The 21,675-nt window shown below is 41.9% G+C and carries 23 protein-coding genes; 19 read left to right on the forward strand and 4 right to left on the reverse strand.

Annotated elements, in window-relative coordinates:
• Positions 1 to 84 precede the first annotated feature (84 nt).
• Genes gcvT through gcvPB form a run of 3 tightly spaced genes read left to right on the forward strand, consistent with a single transcriptional unit; the run spans position 85 to position 4,005 of the window.
• Positions 85 to 1,191, forward strand: a complete 1,107-nt coding sequence (gcvT, locus tag ACFRAK_RS11885) for a glycine cleavage system aminomethyltransferase GcvT (protein WP_394571773.1) — start codon at positions 85 to 87, stop codon at positions 1,189 to 1,191.
• A gap of 17 nt (positions 1,192 to 1,208) precedes the next feature.
• Entirely contained in the window at positions 1,209 to 2,555 is a 1,347-nt protein-coding gene (gene gcvPA, locus ACFRAK_RS11890; RefSeq protein ID WP_394571774.1) for an aminomethyl-transferring glycine dehydrogenase subunit GcvPA, read from the forward strand.
• Entirely contained in the window at positions 2,548 to 4,005 is a 1,458-nt protein-coding gene (gene gcvPB, locus ACFRAK_RS11895; RefSeq protein WP_260284680.1) for an aminomethyl-transferring glycine dehydrogenase subunit GcvPB, read from the forward strand. Before gcvPA ends, gcvPB begins: the two co-directional genes overlap by 8 nt.
• 162 nt (positions 4,006 to 4,167) lie before the next feature.
• On the opposite strand, the gene ACFRAK_RS11900 is transcribed toward gcvPB, so the two are convergent.
• Entirely contained in the window at positions 4,168 to 4,551 is a 384-nt protein-coding gene (locus ACFRAK_RS11900; protein WP_076365383.1) for a rhodanese-like domain-containing protein, read from the reverse strand.
• 203 nt (positions 4,552 to 4,754) lie between these two features.
• Between ACFRAK_RS11900 and ACFRAK_RS11905 the strand changes: the two genes are divergently transcribed.
• Entirely contained in the window at positions 4,755 to 5,591 is an 837-nt protein-coding gene (locus tag ACFRAK_RS11905; RefSeq protein WP_387597909.1) for a lipoate--protein ligase family protein, read from the forward strand.
• A gap of 391 nt (positions 5,592 to 5,982) precedes the next feature.
• Positions 5,983 to 8,553 (forward strand): vitamin B12-dependent ribonucleotide reductase, encoded by a 2,571-nt coding sequence (locus ACFRAK_RS11910; protein ID WP_394571775.1) that lies wholly within the window; start codon positions 5,983 to 5,985, stop codon positions 8,551 to 8,553.
• A 129-nt stretch (positions 8,554 to 8,682) separates the two neighbouring features.
• Here the strand turns inward: ACFRAK_RS11910 and ACFRAK_RS11915 are convergent, their stop codons facing one another.
• On the reverse strand, positions 8,683 to 8,868 hold the full coding sequence (locus ACFRAK_RS11915) for a hypothetical protein (RefSeq protein WP_192205479.1): 186 nt from the start codon (positions 8,866 to 8,868) through the stop codon (positions 8,683 to 8,685).
• A gap of 137 nt (positions 8,869 to 9,005) precedes the next feature.
• On the opposite strand from ACFRAK_RS11915, the gene splB reads away from it, so the two are divergent.
• Together splB and ACFRAK_RS11925 are read left to right on the forward strand one after the other, a co-directional pair.
• Complete coding sequence (gene splB / locus ACFRAK_RS11920) at positions 9,006 to 10,031, forward strand: spore photoproduct lyase (protein ID WP_387597902.1); 1,026 nt, start codon at positions 9,006 to 9,008, stop codon at positions 10,029 to 10,031.
• Positions 10,032 to 10,116: 85 nt separating this feature from the next.
• Positions 10,117 to 10,998, forward strand: coding sequence for a patatin-like phospholipase family protein (locus ACFRAK_RS11925; RefSeq protein WP_387707858.1), 882 nt, complete (start codon positions 10,117 to 10,119; stop codon positions 10,996 to 10,998).
• 22 nt (positions 10,999 to 11,020) lie between these two features.
• Here the strand turns inward: ACFRAK_RS11925 and ACFRAK_RS11930 are convergent, their stop codons facing one another.
• Positions 11,021 to 11,395: an SA1362 family protein gene (locus tag ACFRAK_RS11930; protein WP_081395494.1), complete on the reverse strand. Its 375-nt coding sequence runs from the start codon at positions 11,393 to 11,395 to the stop codon at positions 11,021 to 11,023.
• 138 nt (positions 11,396 to 11,533) lie between these two features.
• Positions 11,534 to 12,487, reverse strand: coding sequence for a DUF1385 domain-containing protein (locus ACFRAK_RS11935; protein ID WP_387597895.1), 954 nt, complete (start codon positions 12,485 to 12,487; stop codon positions 11,534 to 11,536).
• A gap of 334 nt (positions 12,488 to 12,821) precedes the next feature.
• Here ACFRAK_RS11935 and ACFRAK_RS11940 point away from each other — a divergent pair, with 334 nt between their 5' ends.
• The 12 genes from ACFRAK_RS11940 (at position 12,822) to ACFRAK_RS11995 (ending at position 21,518) form a co-directional block, all read left to right on the forward strand.
• Positions 12,822 to 13,334, forward strand: coding sequence for a YqhR family membrane protein (locus ACFRAK_RS11940; RefSeq protein ID WP_387597892.1), 513 nt, complete (start codon positions 12,822 to 12,824; stop codon positions 13,332 to 13,334).
• 94 nt (positions 13,335 to 13,428) lie between these two features.
• A complete protein-coding gene (gene aroQ / locus ACFRAK_RS11945; protein WP_260284837.1) occupies positions 13,429 to 13,875 on the forward strand; it encodes a type II 3-dehydroquinate dehydratase in 447 nt (148 codons plus the stop codon).
• The gene (locus ACFRAK_RS11950) at positions 13,876 to 14,937 is read left to right on the forward strand and encodes a M24 family metallopeptidase (RefSeq protein WP_098369833.1); all 1,062 of its coding nucleotides are present in this window, start codon (positions 13,876 to 13,878) and stop codon (positions 14,935 to 14,937) included.
• 26 nt (positions 14,938 to 14,963) lie between these two features.
• Positions 14,964 to 15,521 carry an elongation factor P gene (efp, locus tag ACFRAK_RS11955; RefSeq protein ID WP_192205468.1) on the forward strand — a complete coding sequence of 186 codons (558 nt, stop codon included), beginning with the start codon at positions 14,964 to 14,966 and terminating at the stop codon, positions 15,519 to 15,521.
• A gap of 782 nt (positions 15,522 to 16,303) precedes the next feature.
• The gene (gene spoIIIAA / locus ACFRAK_RS11960) at positions 16,304 to 17,236 is read left to right on the forward strand and encodes a stage III sporulation protein AA (RefSeq protein ID WP_387597888.1); all 933 of its coding nucleotides are present in this window, start codon (positions 16,304 to 16,306) and stop codon (positions 17,234 to 17,236) included.
• The gene (gene spoIIIAB / locus ACFRAK_RS11965) at positions 17,229 to 17,744 is read left to right on the forward strand and encodes a stage III sporulation protein SpoIIIAB (protein ID WP_387707628.1); all 516 of its coding nucleotides are present in this window, start codon (positions 17,229 to 17,231) and stop codon (positions 17,742 to 17,744) included. Before spoIIIAA ends, spoIIIAB begins: the two co-directional genes overlap by 8 nt.
• Positions 17,745 to 17,765: 21 nt before the next feature.
• The gene (gene spoIIIAC / locus ACFRAK_RS11970) at positions 17,766 to 17,969 is read left to right on the forward strand and encodes a stage III sporulation protein AC (protein ID WP_034308319.1); all 204 of its coding nucleotides are present in this window, start codon (positions 17,766 to 17,768) and stop codon (positions 17,967 to 17,969) included.
• Between the two features lie 14 nt (positions 17,970 to 17,983).
• A complete protein-coding gene (gene spoIIIAD, locus ACFRAK_RS11975) occupies positions 17,984 to 18,373 on the forward strand; it encodes a stage III sporulation protein AD (protein ID WP_228467710.1) in 390 nt (129 codons plus the stop codon).
• Between the two features lie 33 nt (positions 18,374 to 18,406).
• Positions 18,407 to 19,615, forward strand: coding sequence for a stage III sporulation protein AE (gene spoIIIAE / locus ACFRAK_RS11980; RefSeq protein ID WP_192205462.1), 1,209 nt, complete (start codon positions 18,407 to 18,409; stop codon positions 19,613 to 19,615).
• A 16-nt stretch (positions 19,616 to 19,631) separates the two neighbouring features.
• A complete protein-coding gene (gene spoIIIAF, locus ACFRAK_RS11985; RefSeq protein WP_387597883.1) occupies positions 19,632 to 20,240 on the forward strand; it encodes a stage III sporulation protein AF in 609 nt (202 codons plus the stop codon).
• Between the two features lie 7 nt (positions 20,241 to 20,247).
• On the forward strand, positions 20,248 to 20,919 hold the full coding sequence (gene spoIIIAG, locus ACFRAK_RS11990) for a stage III sporulation protein AG (RefSeq protein WP_063233088.1): 672 nt from the start codon (positions 20,248 to 20,250) through the stop codon (positions 20,917 to 20,919).
• 14 nt (positions 20,920 to 20,933) lie between these two features.
• On the forward strand, positions 20,934 to 21,518 hold the full coding sequence (locus tag ACFRAK_RS11995) for a SpoIIIAH-like family protein (protein WP_192205459.1): 585 nt from the start codon (positions 20,934 to 20,936) through the stop codon (positions 21,516 to 21,518).
• The last annotated feature ends 157 nt before the right edge of the window (positions 21,519 to 21,675 follow it).

The raw sequence follows: 21,675 nt of genomic DNA on the forward strand, positions 1-21,675 counted from the left end.
AGGATATACCTGATGCGAAATGACAAGAAGCTTTTGATAATGAAGCCAATCAATTTTTTAAAAAAATCTGAAGGGGGTCATTTTTTGACCAATTTAAAAAGAACACCACTATTTGAGGTTTATCGTGAATACGGAGGTAAAACGATCGATTTTGGCGGCTGGGAACTTCCTGTCCAATTTTCGGGTATTAAGGACGAACATGAAGCCGTACGTACAAAAGCGGGGTTATTCGATGTTTCCCATATGGGGGAAGTCGATGTTAAGGGTCCTGGAAGCCTTTCCTTTTTACAGAAGATGCTGACTAATGATATATCAAAGCTGCAGCAGGGCGGTGCCCAATATACCGCCATGTGTTATGAAAACGGAGGCACGGTTGATGATCTTATCGTGTATAAAAGGGCAGAGGACGACTATCTGCTTGTGGTCAATGCAGCGAATACAGAAAAAGATTTCAATTGGCTTCAAGCTAATTTAACGGAAGATGTCCAAATTACGAATGTATCGAGTGACTATACACAGCTGGCACTTCAAGGACCATCTGCAGAAAAGATATTACAAAAACTATCGGGAAATACTGACTTAAGTGAAATTGGATTTTTCAAGTTCAAGGAAAATGTCCTGATTAACGGTATCTCCACGTTGGTATCCCGTACTGGATACACTGGTGAAGATGGTTTTGAGATATATAGTGACAGTGAAAATGGTCCTGCCCTTTGGAAGGCGATTATGGAAGCCGGAAAGGAAGAGGGGGTTCAGCCGATTGGTTTAGGTGCTCGTGATACCCTGCGTTTTGAAGCGAAGCTGCCGCTGTATGGGCAGGAGCTTTCAGCGGACATCACCCCGATAGAAGCCGGTATTGGTTTTGCAGTGAAAGTGGATAAGGAAGTGGATTTTTTCGGGAAAGCCGTTCTTGCTGAGCAAAAGGAGAATGGAGCTCCCCGCAAGCTTGTGGGAATTGAAATGATTGACCGTGGCATTCCGCGTCATGGGTATAAGATCTACAGCGGTGATAAAGTCATTGGTGAGGTCACGACCGGTACCCAATCACCCACATTGAAGAAAAACGTGGGATTGGTAATTATCGATAAGGAATTTTCGGTACTGGATGCGGAAGTCGAAGTGGAAATCCGTTCCAAGCGTTTGAAAGCCGTTATCATACAAACACCTTTTTATAAAAAACCACGTAAATAGAGGGGAATGGTCATTAGATGAAACATCGTTATTTACCCATGACAGAGCAAGATAAACAAGAAATGCTGGAAGTGATAGGGGTATCTTCTGCTCAAGAACTTTTCAATGATATCCCTGAAAGCGTTCGTTTTCAAGGAGAATACTATATTAAGCCTGCTAAATCGGAACCTGCATTAATGAAAGAATTATCAAGGCTAGCTGCCAAGAATGCGGACCTTAAAAACTATGCTTCCTTCCTTGGTGCGGGTGTCTATGATCATTACGCACCGGTCATCGTCGATCATGTTTTATCCCGTTCTGAGTTTTATACGGCTTATACACCGTATCAGCCAGAAATTTCACAGGGTGAGCTTCAGGCGATCTTCGAATATCAAACGATGATATGCGAATTGACGGGAATGGATGTAGCTAACTCCTCCATGTATGATGGCGGGACGGCGCTAGCCGAAGCAGCCATGCTTGCTTCAGGCCAGACGCGGCGCAAGAAGATTCTCATTTCAGGAACCGTTCATCCTGAATCAAGGGAAGTTGTGAAGACATATGCGAAAGGGCAACGGGTGGAAGTGGTCGAAATTCCTTATAAAGACGGTGTGACGGATTTAGCTGCTTTAAGGGAATTGGCGAATGATGACATTGCAGGAGTGATCGTGCAATATCCGAACTTTTTTGGCCGCATCGAGCCATTGAAAGAAATGGAGGAAATCATTCATGGTGTCAAGTCCATGTTTATCGTTTCCAGTAACCCGCTTGCATTGGGAGCTTTGACATCCCCTGGAGCACTCGGTGCAGATATCGTAACGGGGGATGCCCAGCCATTCGGCATTCCAGCGGCATTTGGGGGACCTCATTGTGGCTATTTTGCCGTTACTAATAAACTTGTTCGGAAAGTTCCGGGCCGACTCGTCGGTCAAACGGTGGATGAAAATGGTAAAAGGGGGTTTGTACTGACCCTTCAAGCTCGTGAACAGCACATCCGCCGTGACAAAGCCACATCCAACATTTGTTCCAATCAAGCTTTGAATGCCTTGGCAGCTTCTGTCGCAATGACCGCGCTTGGGAAAAAGGGTGTCAAAGAAATGGCTGTGCAAAATATTCAAAAAGCGCATTATGCGAAAAAAACAATTATGGCAAAAGGGGTGGAAGTGATATTCGACGGTCCTTCATTTAATGAATTTGTCATTAAACTGCCTGCTTCGTTTTCAGAAATCAATAAAAACCTTTTTGAAAAAGGGATGATCGGCGGCTTCGATTTAGGGACGGTTTATCCTGAGCTGAAAGATCATATGCTGGTCGCGGTAACTGAACTTAGAACTAAAGAAGAAATTGATGCACTTGCGCAGGAATTGGGGGATCAACATGAATAATCAAGATCAATCACTCATTTTTGAAATCAGTACTTCCGGCCGAATCGGATACAGTCTGCCAGAAATGGATGTTGCAACTATTTCGCTCGAAGAAATCCTTCCTGCCGACTACATCCGTGAAGAAGAGGCAGAACTTCCTGAGGTGTCCGAACTTGATATCATGCGTCATTATACAGCACTTTCCAAGCGGAATCATGGGGTGGATTCGGGTTTTTATCCGCTGGGTTCATGCACGATGAAATATAATCCGAAAATAAATGAAAATGTGGCGCGCTTCAACGGTTTTGCCCATATCCATCCATATCAGGATCCGGCTACTGTTCAGGGAGCATTGGGACTATTATTTGATTTGCAGGAACACTTAACGGAAATCACCGGGATGGACCAAGTGACATTACAGCCTGCAGCAGGTGCTCACGGTGAATGGACTGGATTGATGATGATTCGCGCTTTTCACGAAGCGAATGGCGATACAGAACGGACTAAAGTGATTGTACCTGATTCTGCACACGGTACGAATCCTGCCTCTGCAACTGTTGCCGGGCTTGAAACGATTACAGTGAAGTCGGATGAAAATGGGTTAGTCGACCTTGAGGATTTAAAGCGTGTTGTCGGACCGGATACCGCGGCCTTGATGCTGACGAACCCCAATACATTGGGATTGTTTGAAGAAAATATTTTGGAAATGGCCCAACTTGTCCATGACGCAGGTGGGAAGCTTTATTATGATGGAGCCAACCTGAATGCAGTTCTATCAAAAGCACGACCGGGTGATATGGGCTTTGATGTGGTTCACTTAAATCTCCATAAAACATTCACAGGCCCGCATGGCGGCGGCGGCCCGGGTTCTGGTCCTGTAGGGGTGAAGTCGGACTTGATTCCTTACTTGCCTAAACCGCTTGTGGTCAAACAAGGTGAGCAATTCGTTCTTGATTATGATCGTCCGCAATCCATCGGCAGGGTAAAACCTTATTATGGTAATTTCGGGATAAACGTGAGGGCATATACGTATATTCGGTCAATGGGGCCTGATGGTCTTAAAGCCGTCACCGAGAATGCGGTCATCAATGCCAATTATATGATGCGTAGGTTGGAACCATTTTTTGACTTACCATATAATCGTCATTGTAAGCATGAATTCGTATTAAGCGGACGCCGTCAAAAGAAATTAGGGGTAAGGACTCTCGATATAGCCAAAAGATTGCTGGATTTCGGTTATCATCCTCCGACCATTTACTTCCCGTTGAACGTAGAAGAAGGAATGATGATAGAACCGACTGAAACCGAGTCGAAAGAAACGCTGGATGCGTTCATCGATGCGATGATCCAGATTGCCAAGGAAGCGGAAGAAACCCCGGAAATCGTTCAGGAAGCTCCGCATACAACCGTTATAAAGCGGCTTGACGAAACTCTTGCTGCAAGAAAACCTGTTCTGCGTTATCAAGCATAGACTGATAGCTTGCACGAAAAAAAATCCCTGCCCTGCCGGCGGGGATTTTTTCATGTTTATGTAAGAGTTCATTAAAGTTCAACAGTTAACTTTCATTCCCTAAAGCCCGTATGATGCACAAGAAGTCTTTTTAATTTAAAAGAGCCCATGCGGATATGGGTCTTATTTCTTTGCTTTGATTTTCCCGGTCCACATCTTGAAACCGCCCTTTAGGTGAAAAAGTTCCCTGTAGCCCTTTTTGTATAGCATGGCTGCAGCTCTTCCGCTGATGATTTCGCTCTGAGCGTACAAATATACAGGCTTGTCCGGCCTAATTTCGACCAAGCGGGTTTTCATTTGAGTCATAGGGATGTTTCTTGCGCCTAAGATATGACCATTATCGAAATCATTCGGTTCCCGCACATCGATTAGCTGCACTTTTCTGTAGTTAGCGATAAATTCGTCCTGTGTTAATGTTTTAACGATTTTACGCTGGCGGTACCAATTAAAAAGTGAATACGCAATAACCACTCCCAAGATGATGAGCAGTGTATATAATATTTCCAAACATAAAAACTCCCTTCTACCTTAACGAATACAGACAATCCTTATTATATAATTGCTTTACCCAATAATCAAAAAGAATTTTCATCAAATTCTTCATCGACTTGATAGCACGTTCTTTTTTAGAGTGTTAAAGTCTGTTAAACTACTACATGTGAGTTTTTTGTGGGGGATTGAAAAACAGTCTATTGAAACGAGGGGTAAGGATGACTAAAGAAAAATGGGGTTTTATAGATTCGGGGTATTGTTCACCGGGTTTTAATATGGCTTTGGACGAAGCACTGTTAAACTGGCAAAGCAAAGGTGAAATTCCGCCAATCATACGCTTTTACGGCTGGGATCCAGCAACATTGTCGATTGGTTATTTTCAAAAGGCTGAAGCGGAAATTGATTTGGAAGAGGTCAAAAGGCAGGGCCTTGGTTTTGTTCGCAGGCCAACAGGAGGACGAGCGGTACTGCACGAGCATGAATTGACTTATAGCGTAATCGTTCCAGAATCCTATCCGGGAATGCCAACTACCGTTACTGAAGCATATCGTGTCATTTCTGAAGGAATATTAATGGGGTTCAGGAATCTGGGATTGGATGCTTATTTTGCCGTGCCTCGAACCAATCAGGAAAAAGAGGCTTTAAAATCGCCCAGGTCTTCCGTCTGTTTTGATGCTCCAAGCTGGTATGAACTGGTCGTCGAGGGCAGGAAGGTCGCTGGCAGCGCTCAAACCAGGCAAAAAGGCGTCATCCTTCAGCATGGGTCCATTTTGCTTGATCTTGATGATGATAAGCTTTTTAGCGTATTTAAATTCTCAAATGACAGGGTTAAAGAGAGAATGCAAAAAAACTTAAAAAATAAAGCTGTGGCCATAAATGATATTGCTGGAAGAAAGGTTACCATCCCTGAAGCGAAAGAAGCTTTTGAAAAAGGTTTTGCCGAAGGACTTTCGATCGATTTAGAGCCATACGTCCTAACCGAAAAGCAATTGCAGGAAGTGAATGCCATTGCAGAAAGTAAATATGAAAGCGATGAATGGAATTTCATGAGATAGAAGAAGTGGGATAATAAGAGTGATAAAAGAAAAAAGTTTTTTCAGATTTTTTGACCAAATAAGGTATCCCTTGCAGGGATAAGCCCTAAAAGGGATGGGGAAAAAGCAAGGTCCAAATTAATTGAAATCTGATGAAAAATTATCGTAAATCGACATTTTCCTCCCTTTTGCTAACTATATTAATTGATTTATCGTTTGACAAAATTAAAAGTCATTCAAAACAAACACAATATATAGTAGTTGAAATATTTAATGCGACACTATATATTGATTTTTGAGTTTCGCTATGATAAATTTAGGGTACTTGTTAAGCGAAACGGACATGTAAGGCTACATAAGGATTTTTGCGGCAGCAAGAACGGATCTTGAAACATATAAAGGAGAGGGAATTATGTCGGTTGTAATAAAAGAAGCTTTAAAGGTTGATCTAGAAAGGTTGAATAAGGATATTTCTTTATTTCCCCAGGTTCACCCTGTAACTGCTGATATGAAAATGGCGCATAAGGGAGTGTCCCGTCTAGTCATGCTTGACCGCTATTCTTTTAAGGATACTGAAAAAATCACACTCTCGGCAGGCGATTTCGTCGTGTTGACGATTAAGGAAGATCCGAAATTCCCGGCAAGGGGTCTCGGTTACATCGTTGAAATTGATTGGGAAACCAAAAAAGCCAAGGTATTGGTAGATGAAGAATTCCGTGGCGTATTGGATAATCCGGAAGAAGTGGAGACAGGAATTGTTAACCGTCCGTTGGATATAATCGAAAAGCCGCTTGAAATATACTATGAACAAATTGCGAAACGTAATGCAACGGGCTTGGCATCAGTGGAAACCACGGAAGAAAAAAGAACGGAATGGTTCAATAAATTCTATGAAGAATTAAAGAACCTTAATTTTGTCCCGGCAGGACGAGTATTATACGGTGCAGGTTCCAATACGGACGTTACTTATTTCAACTGCTATGTAATGCCATTCGTACCGGATTCACGTGAAGGGATCTCAGAACATAGGAAACAAGTGATGGAGATCATGAGCCGCGGCGGCGGAGTGGGTACGAACGGATCGACACTGCGTCCAAGAAACACTCTGGCAAAAGGGGTGAATGGAAAATCCTCGGGTTCAGTATCATGGCTTGACGATATTGCGAAACTGACGCATCTTGTTGAACAGGGCGGCAGCAGACGCGGCGCGCAAATGATCATGCTTGCTGATTGGCATCCTGATATTGCGGAGTTCATCATTTCCAAAATGCAAAATCCAAGGATTCTGCGTTACCTAGTCGAAAACACTAAAGATGAAGCCATCAAGAAATATGCGACGGATAAATTGAAATTCACGCCGCATACGGAACAGGAAACGGCTATGTATCAAGGGATCATCAATTATAAGGAGATTCCTGGCCAAGGTGGGTTCAGTGAGAAAATCATTAGGGATGCAGAAGAAAAGATCCGTACAGGTGGAACGTACAGTGTCCATAATTCGGATTTTCTGACTGGAGCCAATATCTCTATTTGCCTGACTAAGGAATTTATGGAAGCTGCGGAACAAGATGCGGAATACGAATTGCGTTTTCCTGATGTAGAGAGCTATAATGCCGAAGAAATGGCCATTTACAATGAAGAATGGCATAATGTCGGTGATGTTCGTGAATGGGAAAAAATGGGTCATAAAGTCCGTGTTTACCGTAAAATCCAAGCTAAAGAGCTTTGGAACTTAATAAACATTTGTGCGACATATTCTGCTGAACCAGGAATTTTCTTTATCGATAATGCTAATGAAATGACGAATGCCAAAGCATACGGTCAGCAGGTCGTTGCCACGAACCCTTGTGGCGAACAGCCATTGGCCCCGTATTCAGTATGTAACCTTGCGGCAGTCAATTTGGCTGAAATGGCTGATAAAGATAGCAAAACGGTTAATTTCGAGAAACTTAAGCAAACCGTCGAAGTCGGTGTGCGTATGCAGGACAATGTCATTGATGCAACTCCTTATTTCTTGGATGAAAACAAAAAACAGGCACTGGGCGAGCGACGGGTTGGACTTGGTGTAATGGGTCTGCATGACCTGTTGATTTACTGTGAAACGGAATATGGTTCTGAAGAAGGAAATATCCTGGTTGACAAGGTGTTTGAAACGATTGCGACTACTGCTTACAGGGCTTCCGTGGAACTTGCTCAAGAAAAAGGCAGTTTCCCGTTCCTGATCGGGTCAACGGACGAAGAAACCAATGAGCTTAGAACACGTTTCACCCAAACTGGGTTTATGGAAAAAATGCCGGAAGATATCAGGGAAAGTGTTGCTGCACATGGCATCCGTAACTCTCATTTATTGACAGTGGCCCCTACAGGAAGCACAGGAACGATGGTTGGGGTATCAACAGGTCTTGAACCATATTTCTCTTTCACGTATTTCCGCAGCGGCCGTCTGGGTAAATTCATAGAGGTGAAGGCTGACATTGTACAGGAATACTTGGAACGTCATCCGGAAGCCGATACAGAAGAGCTTCCAAAATGGTTCATTTCCGCTATGGAATTGGCACCGGAAGCGCATGCTGATGTTCAATGCATCATTCAGCGCTGGATTGACAGTTCGATCAGTAAGACAGTCAATGCGCCAAAAGGATATACGGTCGAACAAGTTGAAAAAGTATATGAACGTCTATATAAAGGCGGAGCAAAAGGCGGTACTGTATATGTGGACGGAAGCCGTGACAGTCAGGTCCTTACGCTCAAAGCGGAAGAAAACCAAATGGACGAGCAGCTTGAAATGGATGAATTGACAGATGTGGAAGTTAAGAAGAAAGTTGTTTTGGTCGATACGATAAATGAACTGCGTTCGACGAATGTTACAATTGGATCGGAAGTGGGTAACACTTGCCCGGTCTGCCGTAAAGGTGAAGTCCAGGAAATGGGCGGATGCAATACTTGCACGAATTGCGGAGCGCAATTGAAATGCGGGCTATAAGCTGATGAAAGGGAAGTCGTTAAGTATGCTGCAAAGCTATCTTAACGGCTTTTTCAAGTAACAGCCTGTTCAGTTACATAGCAAAAGAAGACCGAATCCTCGTAAATTCGGTCTTCTTTTTGCGTTCAATCAACCATTTTCATTTTGCTGCCCTATTTCCTTTTCAGCTAGATATTGGTTGCCATCTTTCAATACCGAAAATTCATCGACCGAGTCTCCAGGTATATTCCTTGGATTTGGATATTTATTATCTGTTTGGACGGTGATCGCTTGTTTCCCCGTTCCATTTGTCAAGAAGTCTCGTTTATTAACCATATCGCATCTCCTTCATTTTAAATTTCCAAGTATAAACAATCATGAGGCTAACAGAATAAAGAAAAACTATCCTTATGAATTAGATTGTGTAGTTCGATTGAAAATATGAACAAATCGATAAAAGAATGGAGATCGAAATGAAACCATTTATGCCACAGTTAGTATATATTGAGCCAAGGGCACTGGAATACCCGCTTGGCCGGGAATTAAAAAAGAAATTTGAAGATTTGAACATTGAAATCCGTGAGACCACATCGCATAACCAAATTAGGGATCTACCTGGAGAAAATGATCTGCAAAAATATCGTGTCGCCAAATCGACGCTTGTGGTAGGAATCAGAAAAACATTGAAATTCGATTCCTCAAAGCCATCTGCTGAATATGCCATACCTCTTGCTACAGGGTGTATGGGGCATTGTCACTATTGTTATTTACAGACGACACTCGGATCAAAACCATATATTAGGACATATGTGAATCTTGAAGAGATTTTCGAAGCAGCCGAAAAATATATAAATGAGAGAAAGCCCGAAATTACCCGTTTTGAGGCAGCCTGTACATCGGACATCGTCGGAATTGACCATTTGACACATTCGTTAAAAAGGGCCATAGAATATTTTGGGAAAAGTGAATATGGGGTTCTAAGATTCGTAACTAAATTTCATCATGTCGACCATCTGTTGGATGCTGAACATAATGGAAAAACAAGATTTCGCTTCAGTATAAATTCACGTTATGTGATAAAGAATTTCGAGCCCGGAACTTCGAGCTTCGAAGAAAGGATGGAAGCGGCACGTAAAGTGGCAGGGGCAGGATATCCCCTCGGTTTTATCGTAGCTCCAATATATCGTCATGAAGCATGGAAGGAGGGCTACCATGAATTATTCGAACGGTTGAGTGAGGCTTTGAATGGGGTGGATATCCCTGACTTGACCTTCGAATTAATTCAGCATCGGTTTACTGGCCCAGCAAAAAAAGTGATTCAAAAAAACTACCCGAAAACAAAATTGGAACTGGACGAAACAAAGCGTAAATATAAATGGGGCCGATATGGAATTGGTAAATATGTTTATCAAAAAGAAGAAGCCGCAGAACTGGAAACGACCATTCGTGCGTATATCGCGGAATTCTTCCCTAAAGCGGAAATTCAGTATTTTACCTGAATCAAGGCAATTTTCTATTAAAAACTGTCATAAATCGCTCTAATCCTGCTTAGAAATGTAAAGACCGGATTAGGGGAGGGCAGCTATGATTATTGACGGCGTTTTTTCCGGAGGCGGGATTAAAGGCTATGGTTTAGTGGGAGCCCTGCAGGAATTAGAAGAACGGGGATTTATATTCCATCGAACAGCCGGTACAAGTGCAGGATCCATAATAGCAGCTTTCGTAGCAGCTGGGTACACAGGTGAAGAAATGGAAAAGCTTTTTCTTGATATAGATTTAAGCGCCCTGCTGGACAAAAGGCGTGGTATTTTGCCTATCCCGTTTGCCAAATGGGTCCTTCTATACTGGAAACTTGGCCTTTATAAAGGCAACGCACTGGAGACATGGGTCGCCGGTAAACTTGCCGAAAGGAATGTAGTCACCTTTAAGGATATTCGACCGAAATCCCTCAGAATCATAAGCTCTGACATTACAAATGGGAAATTGGTGGTACTGCCTGATGATTTACCGAACTATGGCATTGATCCGAGCACTTTTCCAGTGGCAAAGGCAGTAAGAATGAGTTGTAGCATTCCTTATTTTTTTGAGCCAGTCAAAATTGATGTCGGAAAACGCAAGTTCCTTTTTGTAGATGGAGGTGTGTTAAGCAATTTTCCAATGTGGCTATTCAATTCCGATCATGTAAGAAAGGAAAGGCCAGTCATCGGTTTGCGGCTAAGTGTCGATGAGATATGGAAACCGCATGAGGTCGATAATGCGGTTGAATTGTTCTCCGCATTATTTAAAACGATGAAAGATGCCCATGATGCACGATATATTTCCAAGAAACACGTCCATAATATTGTATTTATCCCGATGAAGGAAATTTCTGCAATGGATTTCAATCTGAATGATGAAAAGAAGGGGGAATTGATGAATCTGGGCAGGCAGTGCACGAGAGAATTCCTTAAAAAATGGACTTATTGATTGTAAATAAAAAATCGGGCTCTTAAAAAGAAGCCCGATTTTTCTTTTTATTCTTTTTCCCTTCGATGACGGTTAAGTGACTATCCGTTTTCTTTCTCCATTTTATTTTCTTTGATGATTTTGCTGCAGAGAAGCTAGCCACATTATCTTTTTTCGAAGTTCGGTTTTTTAGCCTTTTTTTCGATTGGCGGGCAGCCTTTCGGAATGCTTGCTGCTCTTTCTTAACTGGTTTTCCCTTTGTTAATCCGGTATAAATCATATAAATAATCCCTGCGACAATGGCTATTATGAGAATGTTTCTAAAAAAGCCAATCGGGTCATTAAATAGTCGGCTCATTAGTCCGAGGACTCCGAGGGCGATGATTCCGTATATCATGAAAGATATGAAACGTTTCAACAAAGACACCTCCTTAAGAGCATCATAAGCATTTTGAGCTTATTTTAAACATCATTAATGTAAAATATTTGAAAAAAAGTAAAGAGCATCCCCATAGTTAGTATATGATTTTCCATATTCAAAATGTGTATAGATGTTTTACACAATGACATCGGATTCTAAACTTTTTTCTGTTTCTTTTTCCATCCTTAACAGTTCTTGAAAGGATGCTAATGCGACTTCGACTTGATCATCGGTAGGGGCTTTGGTTGTCAATAACTGAAGCCAAAGGCCGGGATAGCCAAGGTAACGAAGAAAGGGAATATCCCGTACTTTGTTGGTCAACTGCAGTACCTCGAAGGCTATGCCAAGCACGACGGGGATTAGCAATACTCGATCCACGACACGGAGCCATAATGGATCGGTCGGAACGAGCATATAGACGAACATTCCTACAATGACTGTAAATAGAATGAAGCTGCTGCCGCAGCGATAATGAAGGCGTGAACTTGCCTGCACATTTGCTACGGTCAATTCTTTTCCGCTTTCAAAGCAATTGATCACCTTATGCTCTGCCCCGTGATACTGAAAGACACGCTTGATCAAAGGCGTCATGGATACTACGTAAATGTATACCAGCAATAATATCAACTTGAACAAGCTTTCCATTAAAACCTGGGCCATATGGCCGCTGAATATGGGTCTTGTCAATTCGGCAAGAAAGACTGGAATCAAAGTGAAAAGCAACTTCCCGAATAGGAAGGAAAGAACACCGATTACGGCAACTCCCAGCCAAACACTTATTTTAGAAGATTCCTTCGTTTCTTTTTTCTTTTCTTCCTGCTTTTCCCCGTCTTCTTCTTCATACTGTTCAGTTGAAAAGTTTAGATGTTTCGAGCCGGTGGCACTTGACTGAATCAGTGATACGATACCGCGTAGAAACGGTATTTTTTTTAAGCGGTTGACAACAGGTTTCGATTCACGCGGAAGATGATAATATACAATCGTTGAATCTTTGCGGCGTACCGCAGTGACTGTGTGATGTTTGCCACCGAACATGACGCCTTCCACTACAGCCTGCCCTCCATAAACGGGTTTTTGAACCTCAGACATTTCTACACCAACCTAATAGTTATTCACGTAGCTCTCTCAAGGGTGCTAACATGTTTATTATCAAGCATCACAAGGGTTTAAAGGCGTTCCAATAAAATTGAATGGAAGCTTTAACCCTGCGATTACTTTATGAATGTTAAATCACAGGAAGGTAGTATCCTGTGTACATTATAAACTTCCACAGAGGATGGGTATTTTCCTCTGAAAAAAGTAGATTATTTATGATTTAATCATACAGAATAAATCACAAAACCTCTAGTGATTCTCCTTCCTAAGAACAAAAAAAAATAGTTCTAATTAACAAAGGGCATACTACGTAGCGGAGGTGATTGATATGTCTTCTAATGAAAATGGACAAATTCAACAGGGATATCAAAGCATGTTAATCTACAATGTACTTGCTGTCGGTTTTGTTGGGGGGGCTTTAGCCAGTTTTATCGGTATCTGTGCCCATTATTTTAATTTTATGGATTTCAGCCCAAAATTCATACTAACTTCATGGTCCAACATGACCTGGATCAATCAGTGGCTCGGTACGGTAATGACCATAATTTTATTCGGGATTCTATCCGTGGGGATCGCTTTTTTATACTATAGTCTTTTTAAAAGGATGAAGAGTACTTTTACGGGTATTATTTTAGGAGTGGTTTGCTGGGCTTTGCTGGTATTTGTCCTAAAACCGATGTTCGTCGATTTGCCAACCTTTTCTAAAATGTCAGTAAATACGGTTATAACAAGTGTCTGCATTTTTATTATATACGGACTTTTTATAGGGTTTTCTATATCATACGATCATCAGGAATATATGCGCCAAAAAAACAAAGCCGAGAAGCAGTCGGAAAGCTGATTGCTTATTGGTTGTAAAAAAGTAGTAAGACAATTTGTAATTATGATAGAATGTTCTTGGAAAGCATTCTTTTAACATGAGCAGGTGTTTGATGATGACAAAAATTTTACTAATCAATGGTCCGAATTTAAATCGCTTGGGGAAGCGGGAACCTGCGCATTATGGATCCTCGACGCTTGCGGATGTGGAAGCACAATTGATGCAGCAAGCTCAAGGGTTAAATGTGGAATTAACCTCTTTTCAAACAAACCATGAAGGAGCGATTATCGACAAGCTACATTGGTCAGAGGATTATGGGATCGACGGGATTATTATTAATCCTGGAGCTTTTACTCATTATAGCTATGCGATTCGTGATGCAATAGCCGGAATTGATGTTCCTGTTGTGGAAGTGCATATTTCGAACATACATGCCCGTGAAAGCTTTCGGCATGAATCAGTGACCGCGGCGGTATCGGCGGGACAGATTGTCGGCTTGGGGATACACGGATATGAATTGGCGTTGCAGGCGATCACAAAGATTGCAAAGGGGAGAAATTAAATGAATAAACTAATGCGCTTAAGGGCCTCAATGGAAAAGGTGGGCATTGATGGTTTTTTGATCACCAGTACATATAACCGCCGATTCATGACCAATTTTACGGGAAGTGCAGGCGTTGTCCTTATTTCCCAAAAAGAAGCTAAATTCATCACTGATTTCCGATACGTGGAACAAGCGGGCAAGCAGGCACCGGATTATGAGATCGTTCAACATAAAGGAACCATCATCGAAGAAGTGGGCAAGCAGGCTAAAGCGATGAATATCGGCAAGCTGGGCTTTGAGCAAGAGCACCTGACTTATGCTACATATAAGGCATACGAGGCGGCCATTGATGGTCAACTTTCGCCGGTGTCAGGTGTCATTGAGAATTTACGCTTGATAAAGACTTCATCAGAGATTAAGATATTAAAGGAAGCGGCTGCTATTGCTGATGCTGCGTTTACACATATCCTGGATTTCCTGCGTCCAGGGATCTCGGAACTGGATGTATCCAATGAGCTTGAATTCTTTATGAGGAAACAAGGGGCAACCTCTTCTTCCTTCGATATCATTGTAGCATCCGGCATAAGGTCCGCACTTCCGCATGGAGTGGCTACGGATAAAATCATCGAAAAGGGCGATTTTGTCACATTGGATTACGGGGCATACTATAACGGATATGTGTCTGACATCACTCGGACATTAGCAGTTGGCAAGCCAAGTGAAGAACTTATTAATATTTATGACATTGTTTTGGAAGCTCAACTGCGGGGAATGGCTGGGATCAAACCTGGTATGACTGGCAGGGAAGCGGATGCACTAACTCGTAATCTAATTGAAGAAAAGGGATATGGGCAGTATTTTGGTCATTCGACCGGACATGGAATCGGTCTTGAAGTTCATGAAGGTCCAGCATTATCCTTAAGGTCTGATATCATTTTAGAACCAGGTATGGCTGTAACCGTTGAACCGGGCATTTACTTACCGGGTGTAGGCGGAGTGCGGATTGAAGATGATACAATCGTTACAATTGAAGGTAACGAAGCACTTACTCATTCAACCAAAGAGTTAATCATTCTGTAAACATGTACATGTAGGAGGACAAATTTATGATTTCTGTAAACGATTTTCGCACGGGTGTTACAATTGAAGTAGATAATGGAATTTGGCAGGTTATCGAGTTCCAACATGTTAAACCTGGGAAAGGTGCAGCTTTTGTACGTTCTAAACTTCGTAACCTTCGTACGGGTTCAATCCAGGAGAAAACATTCCGTGCTGGTGAAAAAGTCGCTAAAGCACATATTGAAAACCGCAAGATGCAGTACCTTTATGCAAGTGGAGATAGCCATGTATTCATGGATAACGAAACGTATGACCAAATCGAACTGCCTGCTTCAAGCATTGAACGTGAACTTAAATTCCTTAAGGAAAATATGGAAGTACATATCATGACTTTCCAATCGGAAACACTTGGGGTCGAGCTTCCAAACACAGTGGAACTTGAAGTGGCGGAGACTGAGCCGGGAATTAAAGGAGATACATCTTCAGGCGGCACGAAATCAGCCGTACTTGAGACGGGCCTTTCGGTTCAAGTTCCATTCTTCATCAACCAAGGTGACAAATTATTGATCAACACTAATGAAGGATCTTACGTATCACGTGCATAAATGAAAGGAGGCCGAGATTAATTTCTCGGCCTCCGTTTGTAGACAAAAAGGTTTCGGAATGTTCTTATTCCGAAACCTTTTTGATTTTTTATTGGATTGGACTCCATGATGACGCAGATGATCTGCTTCTTCCATTTATTCTTGCCAAATATGGAGTGTCACCACTTTCTGATGGTCCTTACTTTCTGTACACTGTGATAAAAATGAACGAGTCGCACAAATGGATTAGGATGATTTGTACACATGATAGCCCTCTTTAATCTCCATTTTACAAGCTGGCACCATTTATTTGGTTTAAAGTAATCATTTCAAGCTGATCTCGCTGAATAGAATCATGTTTAAAAAAGAATCCTTATCACCTCAAGTTTTTTCATCCGCCTATTTTAAAAAGACTGTAGGAAGGGGTCTATCTTAATGTTAAACCAAAGTTGATTGAGAACGGAAGGTACGAGACTCCTGCGGGAAAAGTGTGTCCAAGGGAGACCCCCACAGGCGCAAAGGCGCCGAGGAGGCTCCCGGACCGCCCGCGGAAAACGAGTGCCTGGAGTGGAAATCAACGTCCAAATTGTACAGCCATAAAAAACTTAGGCAAACTCGTTTTCTTCGAATTTGTCTACAGACTGTAGACCGAGATTATTTCTCGGTCTTTTTTTTTGTTTTTTTTTTTGATCTCGGAAGATTAAAAAATCAATAATCGGTCTGTTTCTTTAATAGCCTGTCATCATAATGGGCTTGTCGGCATATATTTTATTGAAAGTGGTGTATACAGGAGGATTGTCAAAATGGAAACGATTCTTTCTTTTTTACCGAAAAAATTAAACGAGCAACTCCGGGGTATGACACCGATGATGATCGATAGGATGGAAGAGCTGCGAATTCGGGTTGGAAGGCCGCTTGAGGTCATCGTGGGAGGGAAACCATACTTCTTTTCCTATGAAGTGACCCATCTGGATGCAGATCAATTATTGAATCAAATAGGTCAATTTTCGTTATATACACTTGAGGAAGAATTAAAGCGAGGTTATATAACCATAGCGGGCGGACATCGGGTGGGGCTTGCTGGAAAGGTGATCCTTGAAAATGGGTCGGTCAAAGCGATCAGGGATATATCCTCATTCAATATTCGGGTTGCGCGTGAAAAAATAGGTGCAGCTGAACCACTCACTTCATATTTGTATGACGAAGAATGGCAGCATACTATGTTGATCGGTGCTCCGCAAACGGGAAAAACGACCATATTACGTGATATTGCAAGAATGATATCCAGTGGTAATGAAAAACGCGGCATCGCCTCTCAAAAGGTGGGGATTGTGGACGAGCGCTCGGAAATTGCCGGATGTGTTCATGGAGTGCCGCAGCTCAAATTTGGAACAAGGGTTGATGTGCTCGATGGATGTCCTAAAGCGGAAGGGATGATGATGATGATCCGTTCAATGTCCCCGGATGTATTGATCGTGGATGAAATAGGTCGTGCAGCAGATACACAGGCTGTGCTGGAAGCGGTGAATGCAGGCATTAAACTCATGATAACCACACATGGCCATACACTGGATGAGGTTAAGAAGCGACCTTTTATCGCTGAAATATTAAAGCAAAACATCTTTGAACGTTTTATAGAATTACAGAGAAGTAAATCCGGTAAGCGGAGCTACAAAGTCCTTGATGCAGCGGGGGTTCCCATTTTCTTGGGAGAAGGTGTGAACCCGCATGTTTAAGATAATAGGAGCAGCGATAATTATTATTGCAACTACATGGGCAGGTTTCGAAGCTTCGAAAAAATTAAGTATGAGGCCTCGTCAACTAAGACAACTGAAAGTCGCCATGCAATCGCTTGAAGCTGAAATCATGTATGGTCATACACCCTTGAAAGAAGCGGCAAGGAAACTTTCTAAACAGATGGCCAAACCTTTATCCATCTTTTTCGATACATTTGCAAATCGACTCGAGTCAGGTGAGACCACCGTCAAAGAAGCATGGGATGATAGTTTAAAGAAAATATGGCAATCCCTTGCTTTACAACAGGGAGAATTCGAGATTCTTTCACAGTTTGGGGAGACGCTTGGAAAAAGCGATAAATATCATCAGCAAAAGCAAATCATGCTAACGATGGCACACTTGGAACGGGAAGAGAGCGATGCACTCGACCGCCAGGGGAAATATGAAAAAATGATGAAAAGTCTTGGTTTTTTAACAGGGCTATTATTGATCATCTTGCTGATGTAGGAATATGTGGGGGGAATGGAAATGGGCATTGATGTGGACATCATATTTAAAATAGCGGGTGTGGGGCTAGTTGTGGCATTTCTTCACACGATACTCGATCAGGTTGGGAAGAAGGAATATGCCCAGTGGGTGACACTTTTCGGATTTATCTATATTTTATTCATGGTTGCTTCTGTTGTAGAGGATTTATTTCAAAAAATTAAATCTGTATTTCTATTTCAGTAAGGGAGGGATTCGCGATTGAAATCATAAAAATCGTGGCCATTGCCCTAGTTGCCACCTTTTTGGCACTGATCGTCAAAGAGCAAAAACCAAATTTCGCATTCCTGCTAGTCGTTTTTGCAGGGTGCTCCATCTTTCTTTTTTTAGCTGACAAAATATACGAAATCATTTTAATGTTAGAAAAAATTGCAGTTAATGCGAATGTAAATACCGTGTATCTAGAGACCATCTTAAAAATAATCGGAATTGCCTATATTGCAGAATTCGCTTCTCAAATTACAAAAGATGCGGGGCAAGGCTCGCTAGCTTCCAAAATAGAATTGAGCGGAAAAATCTTGATTCTTGCCATGGCGATTCCGATTTTGACGGTCATTATCGAAACGATTTTACAGATGCTCCCAAGTTAACGGATTATTCCTACTAGTCAATGAGGTGAATGTATGAAGCAGCGGATGCCTTACTTATCCATTCTATTCGTTTTACTCTTTTTTTTGCATGCATCTATTGGACAAGCTGCCGAAAATCCAGAAAATGGCGAAATCGATCAAGAGCCGATCATGCAGTCCGAACTGGTACAAGCCCAAATAGAAAGGCTGGGTGTCGATGAGCTCAAACAATATTGGGATGACATCGTTACGGAATATGGAGGATTCTTACCGGAAAGCCAGAAAGGGAGCTTTATGGATTTTGTCAGCGGCGATAAGAAATTTTCCTTTGACCAATGGATAAAGGGAATGACAAAATTCATCTTTCATGAACTGCTCGTGAATGGAAAGCTGCTGGGATCACTCATTTTATTAACCGTTTTCAGCATGTTCCTCCAGTCTTTGCAGAATGCGTTCGAGCAAAGCTCCGTAAGTAAGGTCGCTTATGCAATCGTTTATATGGTGCTGATCATTTTGGCACTTAACAGTTTTCATGTGGCGATGGAATATACAAAAGATACGATAGATTTGATGATTTCCTTTTTAATGGCGCTCATCCCCTTACTCTTGGCATTGATAGCTGCTTCAGGCGGACTTGTTTCGGCAGCATTCTTTCATCCGGTATTGATGTTTTTGATGAATACAAGCGGCATCTTGATCCAGTTTGTCGTCCTTCCGTTATTATTCTTTGCAGCGATTTTAAGCATAGTCAGCACGCTGACCGAACATTACAAAGTGACTCAGATGGCACAACTTCTCCGTAATTTTGCCATCGGTATCCTCGGAGCATTCATGACCATATTCCTTGGTGTGATCTCCGTTCAGGGAGCATCGTCAGCTGTAGCAGACGGAGTGACCATCAGGACAGCCAAATTCGTGACAGGTAACTTTATACCGGTAATAGGGCGCATGTTTACCGATGCAACGGATACGGTCATCAGTGCCTCCGTTCTTTTGAAAAATACTGTTGGCTTGTCAGGCGTCATCATTCTCTTGCTCATTACCACATTTCCCGCCATAAAAATCTTGATGATTTCTTTTGTATATAAATTGGCAGCGAGTCTTTTACAGCCGCTGGGCGGAGGACCTGTAATAAAATGCCTTGACATTATAAGTAAAAGCATGATTTATATTTTCGCTGCATTGGCCATTGTCTCACTCATGTTTTTTTTAAGTGTCACGGTCATAATCGCCTCTGGAAACATTACCCTGATGGTTCGTTAGAAAGGAGGAGGGCTTGGTGAGTTTTTTAGCTGGCTGGGTATCCAACATCATCATTTTTGTATTGCTGGCTACTGTGATTGATATGCTTCTTCCCAATTCAGCTTTACAGAAGTATGCAAAAATGGTCATCGGACTTTTACTGATTGCAATCATCATCACTCCTATATTGGGATTATTCAATATGGATTTCGACGATATTCTCACTGCCGCTACTAGTGAATTTGAGGATCAGGAAAAAAAAGATTTAGGAAATTTGACAGAAATGAAGAAAAAAGAAATACAAGCTACCCAGGGTGCATATATTTTAAAACAAATGGCTGTTGACTTACAGGCAGAAGTGGAAGAGGAGCTGATGGTGGATTATAACATGAAGATTAGTTCAATTGATGTAGGGGTCAAGAATGAGGAAGAACCGGGTGTTGATGATCTGCAGAACATAACCATCTCATTGGAAAAGGCAGAAGGGAAAGAAAACTCGGAGATAGAGGCAGTAGCGAAGGTTGATATCAATGCAGATGGCCCATCCACTTCGAATGATGCCAATCTGGATGCTGTCAAAAGGTTTCTGGCAACAAGTTGGTCTGTTGATGAAGAAATCATTGAAATTGCCGGGGAAAGGAAGTGACTGAGTATTGAACAAAGACAAAGGTCCATTATCCTGGCTGCAAAAACTATTAAATAAAGACCCTGACCAAAAAGAGCCTAAGGAAAAAAAACCTTCCCTGTATGTCTATGCTCTAATAGTTGTCCTTTTGGGAGCGGGAATCATGATGGCCGGGAATTTGTTAACCACCAACCAGACTGGACAAACACCTGAAGTGAAGACTGTATTCAATAATGATAAACAGCAGGATGATGAGGGGGATGTTGAAACATTCGGCCAGAAGAAATCAGAATTCAAGACAACAAAAGACTATGAAATATATCTTCAAAATGAAATGAAGGAAGCGCTTGAATCCATCGCAGGCGTCCAGGATGTAAAAGTCGTGATCTACGTCGATGCATCCGAGAAAAAAGTATATGAAAGAAACAAAGTCACCCAAAAACAAGTCACTGAAGAAACCGACCAGGAAGGCGGAAAAAGGACGGTCGAAGACACATCTGTTGATGAACAGCTAGTTTTGGTCAAGAGCGGTGAAAAAGAAGGACCGATCATTTCGGAAACGAAAAAACCTAGTGTACGAGGAGTCCTGGTTGTCGCTAAAGGGGCCGAAAACATTCAAATAAAGAAGTGGATCATCGAGGCTGTCACACGCTCACTTGATGTACCGAGTCACAGGGTTTCTGTCATGCCTAAAAAATAAGGGGGAAAATCTACATGTTATTAAAAAAACAAACCGTTTGGTTATTGACTATGCTAAGTTTGGTCGTTGTGCTTTCAGTCTATTATCTAACCGCTCCTGAAGAAAATGCCGCCGATATGACGGCAACAGAGCAACAAGAAAATAAAGCAGAAACTAAAACAGAGAACAAAGCGGATACAAAAGGGGAAAATAAAAGTGAAAAAGAAACGACCAAAAATACAGAAGGTTCCTCTGTAACCATTGCATCTGGAGATGAGTTCGAATCGTTAAGGATGCAGATCGAAGATGAACGGGCGAAGCTGAATGAAGAATTGACTGCAAAGATGGGCAACACAGAACTATCAGCTGAAGAAAGAGACGAGGCTTATGCAAAAATCGAACAATTAAGTGAAACGAAAGTAAAAGAAAATATCATCGAAAACTTAATAGTTGCCATGGATTACAATGCCGCACTGGTCCGGGTGGACGGTACGGATGTAAAGGTGAGTGTCAAGGCCGATAAACAAACGAAAACAGAGGCCAATAACATTATCCGCCTTGTAAGGAAAGAAGTGAGCGATGCACAAAATGTTGTTGTCGATTTCCAACCGGAAAAGTAAACACACATACAGAAAAAAATGCTGATACAGAACAGTTCAACTTCCTAAAATTTTGAAAGCCCCCTTAGTAAAAAAAGGAGGCTTTTTTATTATGATTTTTTTTTAAACTATCTTACAATCTGGAAACTTTAGAGGAAAAGTTTTTTTATGTCAATTG

It is taken from the genome of Peribacillus sp. NPDC056705, from assembly GCF_043656335.1.